The sequence below is a fragment of the Flavobacterium sp. Flavsp81 genome (genome assembly GCF_059491325.1).
Genome location: NZ_CP168505.1, coordinates 275,329 through 287,053 on the forward strand (window position 1 = coordinate 275,329; position 11,725 = coordinate 287,053).

The 11,725-nt window shown below is 31.6% G+C and carries 13 protein-coding genes; 1 reads left to right on the forward strand and 12 read right to left on the reverse strand.

Annotation, left to right across the window (positions count from 1 at the left end; translation table 11 throughout):
• Window positions 1-9 precede the first annotated feature (9 nt).
• The 4 genes from ACEN92_RS01215 to ACEN92_RS01230 form a co-directional block, all read right to left on the reverse strand.
• Window positions 10-789, reverse strand: a complete 780-nt coding sequence (locus ACEN92_RS01215; RefSeq protein ID WP_495640549.1) for an ABC transporter ATP-binding protein — start codon at window positions 787-789, stop codon at window positions 10-12.
• 1 nt (window position 790) lies between these two features.
• A complete protein-coding gene (locus ACEN92_RS01220; protein WP_495640550.1) occupies window positions 791-1,549 on the reverse strand; it encodes an MlaE family ABC transporter permease in 759 nt (252 codons plus the stop codon).
• Between the two features lie 229 nt (window positions 1,550-1,778).
• Entirely contained in the window at window positions 1,779-4,049 is a 2,271-nt protein-coding gene (locus ACEN92_RS01225; RefSeq protein WP_495640551.1) for a glycosyltransferase, read from the reverse strand.
• A complete protein-coding gene (locus ACEN92_RS01230; protein ID WP_495640552.1) occupies window positions 4,027-5,088 on the reverse strand; it encodes a glycoside hydrolase family 130 protein in 1,062 nt (353 codons plus the stop codon). The genes ACEN92_RS01225 and ACEN92_RS01230 overlap by 23 nt, the downstream gene beginning before the upstream one ends.
• A 351-nt stretch (window positions 5,089-5,439) precedes the next feature.
• On the opposite strand from ACEN92_RS01230, the gene ACEN92_RS01235 reads away from it, so the two are divergent.
• A complete protein-coding gene (locus ACEN92_RS01235) occupies window positions 5,440-6,528 on the forward strand; it encodes a DNA topoisomerase IB (RefSeq protein WP_495640553.1) in 1,089 nt (362 codons plus the stop codon).
• Between the two features lie 99 nt (window positions 6,529-6,627).
• Here the strand turns inward: ACEN92_RS01235 and ACEN92_RS01240 are convergent, their stop codons facing one another.
• From ACEN92_RS01240 to ACEN92_RS01275, 8 genes are all read right to left on the reverse strand, one after another.
• Entirely contained in the window at window positions 6,628-6,921 is a 294-nt protein-coding gene (locus ACEN92_RS01240) for a hypothetical protein (protein WP_495640554.1), read from the reverse strand.
• A gap of 205 nt (window positions 6,922-7,126) precedes the next feature.
• On the reverse strand, window positions 7,127-7,636 hold the full coding sequence (locus tag ACEN92_RS01245) for a DinB family protein (protein ID WP_495640555.1): 510 nt from the start codon (window positions 7,634-7,636) through the stop codon (window positions 7,127-7,129).
• Window positions 7,637-7,657: 21 nt separating this feature from the next.
• On the reverse strand, window positions 7,658-8,029 hold the full coding sequence (locus ACEN92_RS01250) for a VOC family protein (protein WP_495640556.1): 372 nt from the start codon (window positions 8,027-8,029) through the stop codon (window positions 7,658-7,660).
• 76 nt (window positions 8,030-8,105) lie between these two features.
• A complete protein-coding gene (locus tag ACEN92_RS01255) occupies window positions 8,106-8,315 on the reverse strand; it encodes a hypothetical protein (RefSeq protein WP_495640557.1) in 210 nt (69 codons plus the stop codon).
• A 13-nt stretch (window positions 8,316-8,328) separates the two neighbouring features.
• Window positions 8,329-8,709 (reverse strand): DoxX family protein, encoded by a 381-nt coding sequence (locus ACEN92_RS01260; RefSeq protein WP_495640558.1) that lies wholly within the window; start codon window positions 8,707-8,709, stop codon window positions 8,329-8,331.
• A gap of 321 nt (window positions 8,710-9,030) precedes the next feature.
• Complete coding sequence (locus ACEN92_RS01265; RefSeq protein WP_495640559.1) at window positions 9,031-9,768, reverse strand: GNAT family N-acetyltransferase; 738 nt, start codon at window positions 9,766-9,768, stop codon at window positions 9,031-9,033.
• 68 nt (window positions 9,769-9,836) lie between these two features.
• The gene (locus ACEN92_RS01270; protein WP_495640560.1) at window positions 9,837-10,442 is read right to left on the reverse strand and encodes a Crp/Fnr family transcriptional regulator; all 606 of its coding nucleotides are present in this window, start codon (window positions 10,440-10,442) and stop codon (window positions 9,837-9,839) included.
• A gap of 9 nt (window positions 10,443-10,451) precedes the next feature.
• Window positions 10,452-11,708 carry a hypothetical protein gene (locus ACEN92_RS01275; protein ID WP_495640561.1) on the reverse strand — a complete coding sequence of 419 codons (1,257 nt, stop codon included), beginning with the start codon at window positions 11,706-11,708 and terminating at the stop codon, window positions 10,452-10,454.
• Window positions 11,709-11,725 lie beyond the last annotated feature (17 nt).

Here is an 11,725-nt window from a genome sequence, read left to right on the forward strand (position 1 = left end):
ATTTTATTTTTATTCAAAGAATGAGCGTACCCATTCGTCTTCACTTTTTTCTAATTCTTCGTACGTTCCTTCGGCTTGTATTTTTCCTTCTTTCAAAACAATAATACGATCGGCAGTAAGCTTTGCACAAGCCATATCATGTGTAATAATGATTGAAGTGGTTTTGCGTTTATGTTTGATATCTAATATTAATTCACTGATTTCTCTTGAGGTTATTGTATCTAAACCGGTTGTTGGCTCATCATATAAAATAATTTCAGGCTTTAAAATTAAAGTACGTGCAAGACCAATTCTTTTACGCATTCCTCCTGATAATTCTGACGGCATTTTGTCAATTGCATCACCTAAACCTACACTTTCAAGGGCTTCAATTACCTCTTTTTCAACTTCATCGCGCTTCAGCTCCCGTTTGTGCTTTTTTAAAGTAAAGGACAGGTTTTCTCTCACAGTCATAGAATCATACAAAGCACCGCTTTGAAATAAAAAGCCAATTCGGACCCTCATTTCATTCAGCTCCCTTTTTTTAAGTTCTAATACATTTTGATCAAAAACATTTATTTCACCTTTGTCGGGAGTAACCAGTCCCACAATGCATTTTATCAACACCGATTTTCCGGATCCCGAACGGCCCAAAATCACTAAATCTTCTCCTTGGTTTACGGTAAAATTTACTCCTTTTAAAACATGATTATTAGCACCAAAAGTTTTGTATAACTCCTTGATTTCTATTATCACAGTTTTTTTTTCGCCTTTGTTTTCAGGTTTAGTATTTTCTTTTTCCTTAATCATCTTAAAAAAATAAATCGGTTATCTGAACAGCTAACATATCAATAATAAAAATTGTCAGGGATGCTGTTACTACTGCAGAATTGGCAGCTTTACCAACACTTTCGGTCCCGTTTGCAGCATTAAATCCTTTGTAGCATCCAATCATTCCTATAAAAAAGCCAAAGAAAAAGGTCTTTATAGTAGCCGGAATCACATCCAGAAATTCCAGGGATTGAAAAATTTTGGTTATATAACGGTAAAAGTTCACATCTCCATGGATATTTATACCCACATAACCACCCACAATTCCAATAGCATCAGCAAAAATTACGAGAATAGGAACCATTAATGTGGTTGCTAAAATTCGGGTTACCACTAAATAATTATAAGGATTGATAGCGGAGACTTCCATAGCATCAATTTGTTCCGTTACTTTCATAGAACCTAATTCGGCACCAATTCCTGAAGATATTTTTCCGGCGCAGATTAAGGCAGTAATAACAGGAGCGATTTCACGAATTAATGAAAGTGCTACCATTCCGGGTAACCATGATTCGGCTCCGAATTTCACTAAAGTTGGTCTTGACTGAAGTGTAAGCACCAAACCCATAATAAAACCGGTTATGGCAACTAATGGCAACGATTTATATCCTATAACATAACTTTGTTTGAGGAATTGCTTAGTTTCATACGGAGGTATAAAAAGCTCTTTAAAAAACCGAGTTGCAAACCGAGTTGCATTCCCTACGTCTTCGAATGTATTTTTTATAGTGATAATCAAAATAGCTGATTTTTAGTTGTTTATTCTGTATTTAAAATGAGAAAAAGGCACTTATTTCCCTTATTAAAATTACCTTAGTAATCAAAATATTTCATTACATAACTTTAAAGTATGTTTATATAATTTACATTGGAATTAACACAATAAATAGAACAGATTGACGTTATGGCAGATTTAAACAAAAAAAATCCCTTTAATCAAAGGGATTTTTAAAAGTGTATGGAGTTGTTTAAGAATTTATAATCAAATCTGCTTTTGTTTTTACCAAATCAATTACTTTACATTCTGCGTCTTTAAAATTTTCCATTATTAATCTGGCAGTCAGATAGCAAACTGTAGATTCGGCTCCCTGGTTAAGGTTTATATTTTCTTTTTCAAGACCATCATATCCACCTCCGCTTATAGGATTGTACATGATTTGATTTAAATGATTTTTTCCTAAAAACCAATTAAAAGCAGTTTTCATATGCTCTTTGTATAATGGATTTTTAAACGCATTATAAAACGCATTTAAAGTTTGGATAATATAGGAAACATCAATAGGCTGTTCTCCAAATTGTTCCGGTTCTTTGCCTTTATGATACCATCCATTATTCGAAATTACTTTGAAGCCATTGCTGGTAAACATTTTTGAAAGTAAAAAGTCAAGCGATTCTAATGCTATTCTTTTATATATTGGTTTGCTGGTTGTTAAATAAGCATACAGCATAGATTCCGGAAGAATACCATTCCCGTAAGTAAGATAATTCTCGAACCATTTCCAATCTACAGTGTTGTGAATTTCATAATTCGAAACCAATTTTGCATTCAGTTTGTTAATGATAGCTGATACATACAAATTAGGTATCCCACAATTATATAAATACAATCCTTTGGTTGCAAAGCCAATAGAACGTGGAGACTGAATTGTTTCTGCCCATTTTAAACTTTTCTGAAAACAGGCTGAGGCTTTGTTTGCAATATTCTCCGGAAGGATATCTTTTATTGAGATTAAACTTCCCAATGCCCAGATTGCCCGTGCGTTCGAATCTTCTAAATTTACTTCTGCATTTTGTTCTATGTGTTCTCTGTTATCTTTATCAACATAGTTAATGAAATTACCTGTTTCTTTCTGACAGCGGTCAATAAAGTCAAGATAAATCAGAATATAAGGTAAATCATCTTTATCACCGGTTAATTTATAATGCATGCAAAGTGCTACCAAAGCTCTGGCATTATCATCTAAAGTATAACCGGAGGAAATGTCCGGAATAGAAATATTGCAGAATTGGATAATTCCTAAATCGGTTGTCATTTTTTTGACATGCATCAATTGAATTTCTGGATAATCAAATTCTATTGCAGATGGATTTTCCATTAATTTGGTATATGTATTCATATGAATGATGGCAACGTTTTCCCAAGATGATGCCCGCATTTTGCGAAAAGCATTTTTCCCCATTTCTTCTCTCAGATTATCATCAGAAAGTAATTTTATTGTAGCATTGGCAAATTGATCTGCGTCTCCAATGTCAACTAAAACCCCGCAATCTGAACTTAAAACTTCTAATGTATGCGGAATTTTTGATGCTACAAGCGGACAGGCACAACTCATTGCATAGGAAAAAGTACCACTTACTGCCTGATTAGGATCCTTTGAGGTAAACAGGTAAATATCAGTCGCTTTTAGGTAATTTAAAAGTTCATCCGTATCCAAATACTCATTTATGAAACGTACATGATCTTTTAAATTCAAATTTTCAACCATAGTCTCCAGTTTGTTTCGATATTCGTCTACACCATTTTTAATTAAATTTGGATGTGTTTTTCCAATAATCAAATAAAGAACATTAGGTGTATTTCTGATAATTTTCGGAAGTGCTTTAAGTCCCGTTTCAATGTTTTTTCCTTCTCCTAAAAGCCCGAAAGTCGAAAGTACTTTTCTGTCTTCAATATTGAATCTTTTTTTTGCCTCTGCAGGTGTTTCATAAATAACAACATGGGTTCCGTGTGGAGCACAAGTGATATATTCTTTTTCGATACCATAATCATTTATAAGGGTTTCCTGAGATTGTTTTGTCATTACAAAAACCGAATTGCTGTATGAAAGCAGTAATCTTACAAAAGTTCTCAATTTGTCATTTGGTTTTTGAATAACACTATGAAAAGTAAAGGTTACCGGTTTTTTTATAGCATTTAAAAATTCTAACAGATAATCTCCGTACTCGCCTCCAAATAAACCAAATTCATGTTGAATATGAACAAGTTTTACCAAATCATCATTATTGATTTCTTTGGCAACTTTTGCATACTCTTCTCTGTTTTCGGTATTCAATGTAAAAGCCTGGGTTGGTTTTTTTGGAAAATTTACCAATTCACAGATTTCACAGTTAATAGATTTTCCAAAAACACTGGTAATTCCTTTAATGGTATCCTGCGTATAAGTAGCTATTCCGCATTGTGTTGGAGGAAATGTGGAAAGGAAAATTATTTTTGATTTAGTTGTTTGTATCGTTTTCATGGGGATTATTTTTTAGTTCGTTTAATAAATCATTAAGGTTCAGTGAGGCTACTGCAATTTTATCATCTGCAGCACCGTAATAAATATAAAGCCGGCTTTCAAAAATGGCTGTTCCGGTCGGGAAAACGACATAATTTACATAACCGTGTTTTTCGTAATATTCTGATGGTGTTATTATTGGTTTTTTTAGCCTTGATAAAACTATTTTAGGATTGTTAAGATCCAGTAATGCTGCACATGCATGATATACTAATCCTTTGTCTCTTCTTTCAGCAGCGTGATAAATCAGCAGCCATCCGTCCAGAGTTTCTATAGGAGGAGCTCCGGGTCCGATATGACTTGTTTCATGATCAAATTTGGGTTCCATAACAACATAATCAGGCAGGTTTTTTAAATTATCTTTCCAGAAATCTTCTGTCAAATCTTTCTTTTTCTCAAAACTAAAAATTTGTATGGAAGGAAATAATCGATGCAGGGCAACAAATTTTCCATTGATTTTTTTTGGAAACATGACAACATTTTTATCCCATACATATAAATTTTCCTTGATAGTTTCTGTTAAAGGATAATTTCTGTGCACATTAAAAGCAAGAATTTTAGCAATACAGGGATCTTGCAGGTGCTTTCTAATAAGGTTAGTAAATTCGTTCAAAATAAATCTGGGCGTTATAATACCTTTCTTTTTAAATTTTTTCAGGTCTTTTGAAACTGCAAGCGCTCCACATGCATTTATTCCATCATACGTTACATAAGTAAGATAAAAGAGATCATCAATTTTTGAAATTCTGGGATCTTCAACACCATGAATTTCATAAATATATTCCGGCGAAAATATAGGTCCCGTATTTCTTTCAACAACTGTTGTTGGTCCCTCCAGCCGGCAATATCCAATAGTTGAAAAATTACCTTTTTTTGCTGCTCTGTAAAACATGTGAACCGTATTTCCGTCCTGATAAATGGCTGGATTTAAAACACCTAATTCTTCAAAAGACCTTTCGGTTTTCTCTAAAATTACACCATGTTTCGTAGATAATACCATAGTTTCAAACTTGACTTTTTATGTAAAAATTCTTACGTTAAATTATTTTTCTTTAAAATTAGATATTCTATACAGGCACAATTAATCCAATCCATTAAAAAATTAACTCAAAAACATCTAAATGGAAATTATATAAAAGAAACAGTGCTTAAAAAGAACTTTTATAGTCAAAAAAAAAATCAATAGGGTCAACACGAATAAGTTAAGTAAACAAAATTTGTAAGATAAAAAAAGAATCCCTTCCTGTTAATGTAATTTCTTTATGTCAGAATCAAAAATGACTAGAATATAAAGCATTATGAAGCAAGGAGAAACGAGCAAAATTGAGTTTCTTATATAATCAGAACAGATATGAATTCATCTAAAGTTACCCAGGAAAAATTAATGAAATTGCTGATTCAATCCCCTCAGTCTGCAATAGAAAAATTAGATCTGGTTTATGTAAGCGATAAAGAAATGCCTATTGAAAGATGTAAAGAAGGTGATGAATTTATCTATAAAAAAAACGGAAAATGTATAAAACAAAAAAGTGAATTAAGGCGCTTTAACAGTCTTGTACTTCCGCCTGCCTGGGAAAATGTCAGGATTTCTGATCTGCCTAATGCTCATCTTCAGGCTGTGGGCCTTGATGAAAAAAAGAGGAAACAATACCGATATCATCCAAAATGGAATTTAATAAGGAACCAGACAAAGTTTTATAAAATTACCGAATTTGGTAAAAAACTGCCTCAAATTCGTAGAAAGGTTGATGCTGATCTGGAACAAAAAGAATGGACAAAAAATAAAGTAATAGCTTTAGTTATTCGATTAATGGAAGAAACCCATATCAGGATCGGAAATGAAAAGTATGCTAAAAATAACAAATCATACGGACTTTCTACTTTGCGGAAAAGGCATATCAATATCAATAAAAATTCGCTTCGTTTTGAATTCATAGGAAAAAAAGGAAAAAAACATACCATTACTACAAGAAACAAACAACTTGTAAAACTGGTAAGCCGCTGCGAAGAAATTCCGGGATGGGAAGTATTTAAGTATTATGATGAAAATGGGGAAAGAAAAATTCTGGACAGTCATATGGTGAATGTATATCTTCATGAAATATCAGGAGAATATTTTAGTGCCAAAGATTTCAGGACATGGAATGCGTCTTTGATTTTTTTTGAAACATTAATAGAATTAGGAATTGCTGAAAATGAAAAAGAAAGAAAAAGAAATATTTTAACTGCATATGATGCAACAGCTGAAGCTTTAGGGAATACCAGAATAGTCTGCCGAAATTATTATGTGCACCCTTTACTGGTCTCAACCTATGAAGACGGAACTATTGAAACCTATTTTGAGAAGGTCAAAAAATCCCGCAGTAATCAAAAATATTTGTCCAAAACTGAAATAGTGTTTTTAGATTTAATTCAGGATTATCAACCCAAATTACTGTAATGCATTTGGCTTCTATTTTTTTTGCTACGAATTGCACAAATTCTTACAGATTAATTTGCGCTAATTTGTGCAATTTGTAGTAAACCTTTCATTATGGGTTTAGCTACTCAAAACATAATATTTTCGTGTAATTAAAGCAATAGGAAGTCCAATACAAAACATCAGGATTACTATGGATAACAATAATGGAAAATCTAAATGTTTAGCCGGTAAAGCTGGAAACACAATTGGTAAAACTATAAGATTCATTACTATCCAGACAAAAATTCCATATAAAAATCCTGAAATCAAAGTATTCTTTTTTAAGAATGGAAAATAAGGGTAAATGGTAAAATAAAACCAGGCAAAAATCATTGCGATTATATAATGTAAACCTAGTCCGTACCATGCCATTTGCCATCCTCCGGTATAGGCGTCTTTCTTAAAAATACCACTTGCGATAGACTGAAGAATTTTTATTGGGTTATTTTCTGTAATAAGAACGCATATACAACGATAGCTGCCGTAATATCTAATGTTCCTGCAATTAACCCTGATAAGAATACTGTTCCTGCTTTTGAATTCATATAGTATAGGTTAGTTGAAATTAATCTCAGGATTACTGTTTTGTTACTATTTTAGAAATTGCATGTAATTGGCTCAAATGTCTTTTAATGTGAATAAGAGCAAAGCTTATCCATTCATAAATAGTAAATTTTCCAAATCCGGGAATTTCAGAATCAAGACAGGTTAAGGTTAAATCATAATTTTCTGAAACATCCAATAACTCTTTTTCTATTTTTAACAGAGATAAAGCTAATGAATTTTTGTTATACTCGATATTTGGAGGAATTATGAATTCAGGGGATTCCATTTTTATGTCATAATTTAAGAAAAGAGCCTCAATATCTTTAACTTTTTCATCAGGTTTTCGGGTAGTTTTTTCAGTTCTCCCCGCGCACAATTTTGGAAAACCCGAGCATCCCATAATCAAATGTCTTATAACTTGTCCCGCAGTCCAGCTCCCTTCAAACGGAACAATATTTAATTCAGTTTCAGAAAATGAGGAAAGTGATTCGTTTAATTCCTTAAATGTATTGACTATATTTTTTTGAAGTTCTGTTTTCATTTGATTGATTTAATTGTCAATTTATACGGATGTTATCCACCAGATATTTCCAAACGGATCGGTTACGCCACAAGTTCGGCCGTAATCCTGATTGCTTAATCCCATTAAAGAAACAGCATCGTTTTCTAATGCTTTTTTATAAGTTTCATCTGCATTCGGGACATATACAAACAAGTTTGCGGTTTGTTTCGCCCAATCTGTAATTTCATCGGTTACCATTATTGTACTGCCATTTAGGGTAACTTCGGCATGCATGATAGTTCCGTCTTCGCGAAGTGATTTTGTATTAGTTTCCGTAGCTCCAAAAACATTTTTTGTAAAATCAATGAATTTCGAGGCGCCTTGTAAAATCAAATATGGCATTATTGTCTGATGTTCTGCTGGTATATTCATTTGTAATATTTTAAAAATTAGGATTTTAAAATTACGATTTTTTATTTTATTGCTTTGTAAATCAGTAATTAAGATCTTATAAAAGTACTTCGCAATGAAAACCATGTGAATTAAGAAGGTCTATAATCTTATTATTTGAAATGGAAGAAGAATGAATGCGCAAAATTTTATCACAATCTTCAAGATCAAAGCTGATTACACTATTTGGAAAATGTTCAAGAAGTTTCCCAACAATCATTTTTGATTGCTCCATTTCCTCAACATTTGTTTTAAAAACTTCTATCATCGCGTTTGTGAATTTACATAGCGATGTTTTTGTATCGCTCTAATTTATGATAATACACATATGAAACCGCCAGAATCACCAAAAAAATCAAAGGGAAAAAGCTTTGAAATCCAACACCGTCAACAGCAAAATGACTGATAGAAGCAAATATAAAATCGAAAGCAAAACCAGCATACGCCCATTCTTTGACATTCTTTGGGATCTGCGGAATTACCAATATCAATACACCCAAGATTTTAAAAATCACTAATGCATTTCCGAAATACTCAGGATATCCCAAATGCCTAATTCCTTCTTTCGCCATCTCGCTTTGAGAAGTAAGGGCCGGCATAACACCTTCAAACAGAAAAATAATAGTCGTAGTAATCCAAAAAATAATTTTTGCTTTTTTCATTGCTTTGATTTTTAAATAGTTATTAGTTAATTATTTATACAAATTTACAATGTTATTTTTTTTTTATAAACAGGTATTTCTGACTTTTTTAGGGGCATTTGGGACAGAATTTGGATTTTAGATTTTAGAATGTAGATTTTAGATTGAAAAACAGAACAGAGAACACAGAAAATAGAATATAGAGAATAGAGAAAATCTGCTCAATCTGCAAAATCTGCGTGAAATGTTTTTGCAGTAAAGTAAGCTCAAGATAAAACACGAATGAAAAAATCCGTTTTTATCCGCGTTTTCGCTTAGCAAATCCGTGTCATCCGCGTACCATTATTTAGTTTTCAAAATATAATTTCTGATCACAAACAAATCCTCAAAACCCAATCTGGTATAAATATCTTTTCCCATTGCCGAAGCCTGCAAAAAAGCATATTCCATATTGCGGTCTATAGCAAAATTTAGTGCAAATTTCATGATTTCTTCAGCGAAGCCTTTTCGTCTCATTTCAGGAATCACGCCAACACCGTGAATTCCGATATTATTTCCGGTTTGGAATAACATGCAAGTTCCAATGGGCTGATTACCAATAGAAAATAAGTAAAAATGAACGTCATTATAATTCTGAAGCAGAATTTCCTTGCTGATGACATACTCAAAAGCATCCGGATAAATAGCTGTCCATTTTTGAGCATCTTCTTCATTCAGGACACGTTTAAATTCCAGGTTATTTTGTTGTGTGAATTTCTGATTCAGTTTGAGTGCCATTGCCACTTGTTCTGTTTTTTTGATGAGGCCTTTTGCTTCGAGAATTTCATAAGAATTGCTTCCGTAAAGATTCCAATATGGTAAAACTAAACCAGGGTTTGATTGCATTATTGCAATGGCTTTTTCCGCATCATTTTCAGAAATATCTTCATGAAACCACAACTTATTTGGCCAACCGGAATTTTCGATTTTGCAGTATTCGAAAGTTTCGTTTTTATGATGGGATTTAAAAGGAATTCCAACGGTTTTCCATAAACCGGTAAGATTGTTTATGTTGTCTTCTATTAGGTTTGCATTTTTCATTTTAAGCGTAATTATAACTATGACAAAGATAAATATAGCTTTTATTGAAAACCTTTACATATGTTGATTTACAAATCTTTTTCAAGACTTTTTCTGATACGGCTTAATTGCGTCGGCGTAATTCCTAAATGCGAAGCTATATGGAGTAGGGGAATCCTCTGCTCAAGATCAGGATGTGTTGATAAAAGATGAAGATATCTTTCGGTAGCATTTTCCATCACCAATGAAATTTCTCTTAATTCCTTTTTGATTACCCAGTTTTTTTCTAAATAAGCGATATAGAAGTTTTTTAAATCGTCATTTTGGAAAATCAGTTTTTTATATTTCGCGTAATTAATATCGATAAGAATGGAATCTTCCAGCGCTTCGATTTCAAAATTCGAGGTAGTTTGCTGCAACAAAGAAGTTTTGGAGCCTGCAAAATCTCCTTCCAGAAAAATATTTTTGTTATAAATATTTCCTGCCTTATCAGTAATATAAGCCCTTAAAGCGCCCTGGCATACAAAATGAATTTCTTTTGCAATTTGACCTTTTCTTAAAAGCAATTCCCCCTTTTTGAATGATTGAAACTCAACGATATTTTCTATTAATTGCCACGAAGTTTCTGAAATAGGAGCGTAGCTTTCGAATTTTGATTTTAAGTTGTTGAGGTATTTATTTTGATCAATCGCCATTTGTTGATTTTATTTTTTTGGATTATTTTTTCTTAATCCTTTTAAAAAATCCTCGGTAACATTTTCAAACGCTACATTTCCGAAATCTTTTTTTGTCCATATTCGGGTAGGTATTTTTTCATCTGGATTACTCCGATTCGTATACTCTTCACCATATTTATGAAGATGTATAGTATTGGTGTTTTCGTCTATCTTAAATGTTGTATATGAATTGACAAATAAAAAATCCATGCAAAATATCTGTTGAATAGTAAAATAATTATTTTTACTTACAATACCTCCATATCCATCCGCCGGGCAATTATCATCGTATTTAAATACTAAATCATAATTCCTGCTTTTTTCAAAATATTTATTATTTGTTTTTTCTAAAATAACGATCGGATTTGAGTTATGCTGAGCATTATCTTTATTTTTAATTTCTTCCTTTTCTAAAGTCAATATTTTATAGTTTCTGGTTTTTAAATTAATCATGGTACTATCTAAAATATAAAATCCTTTGGGAAGAGTTATTGTCTGTTTATTTGAAATTTTATTTGTACTGTTTTGAATTACGAAATCATCTTTTTTCTCTTCTTTTTCTTCGCTAAGAACAATTGTTTTTCTTTTAAATACTTTTTTAATACTATATTTTATGGTTATAATATTTTTATTTATAAATGGAGAAATATTTAAGGAATCGAAATTTTTAAATGATTCATCTTTCTTTTTTAAGAAAATTTTAGCCTGTTCAATATATTCAGGACAGCAATCTTCATAGTCTTTTTTGTTCTCTAATAAATTTTTATAGAATTTGTTTTGTTTTTTTAAAGATTCTTTTTTTACATCAAAAAAATGTTGTTCTAATAATACTGATTTAAAACTTTTACTATCAGAACTAATAAATTCATTTGATACTAACTTAGGTTTATTTACTATATTATAAAAAATATTTAAAGCAAAGCTTTTATTATCATCTGTCATTCTCTGATAAAAGCCATTCTCTATATTTTCACTAACTTCTAAATTGCTTAACCTATTTTCTTTTTCTATTATACTTACTCTTTTAGATTCAATTGATTCGTATAATTCCTTATATATAAATATAGTATCGCCTTTATTAACAACATTAAAATCTTCTTTATCAATGTCAACTTTTAATATAAAATCATTGCAGTCAATATTAGTTTGAATGTCAGTGTTATTTTTGACCAATTTTTGGTCATTTTTTTCTTTATCTATGCAATTCAACAGACTTGTCAAAAACAATATTATAAGCAATCTCATCTTTTATATTTTATATC

Coding starts and splice junctions, on each gene's coding strand:
- ACEN92_RS01255 (WP_495640557.1), bottom strand. CDS start 8,315: ATGATAGAAGTTTTTAAAACAAATGTTGAGGAAATGGAGCAATCAAAA.
- ACEN92_RS01275 (WP_495640561.1), bottom strand. CDS start 11,708: ATGAGATTGCTTATAATATTGTTTTTGACAAGTCTGTTGAATTGCATA.
- ACEN92_RS01260 (WP_495640558.1), bottom strand. CDS start 8,709: ATGAAAAAAGCAAAAATTATTTTTTGGATTACTACGACTATTATTTTT.
- ACEN92_RS01265 (WP_495640559.1), bottom strand. CDS start 9,768: ATGAAAAATGCAAACCTAATAGAAGACAACATAAACAATCTTACCGGT.
- ACEN92_RS01230 (WP_495640552.1), bottom strand. CDS start 5,088: ATGGTATTATCTACGAAACATGGTGTAATTTTAGAGAAAACCGAAAGG.
- ACEN92_RS01250 (WP_495640556.1), bottom strand. CDS start 8,029: ATGAATATACCAGCAGAACATCAGACAATAATGCCATATTTGATTTTA.
- ACEN92_RS01215 (WP_495640549.1), bottom strand. CDS start 789: ATGATTAAGGAAAAAGAAAATACTAAACCTGAAAACAAAGGCGAAAAA.
- ACEN92_RS01225 (WP_495640551.1), bottom strand. CDS start 4,049: ATGAAAACGATACAAACAACTAAATCAAAAATAATTTTCCTTTCCACA.
- ACEN92_RS01270 (WP_495640560.1), bottom strand. CDS start 10,442: ATGGCGATTGATCAAAATAAATACCTCAACAACTTAAAATCAAAATTC.
- ACEN92_RS01235 (WP_495640553.1), top strand. CDS start 5,440: ATGAATTCATCTAAAGTTACCCAGGAAAAATTAATGAAATTGCTGATT.
- ACEN92_RS01240 (WP_495640554.1), bottom strand. CDS start 6,921: ATGGCATGGTACGGACTAGGTTTACATTATATAATCGCAATGATTTTT.
- ACEN92_RS01245 (WP_495640555.1), bottom strand. CDS start 7,636: ATGAAAACAGAACTTCAAAAAAATATAGTCAATACATTTAAGGAATTA.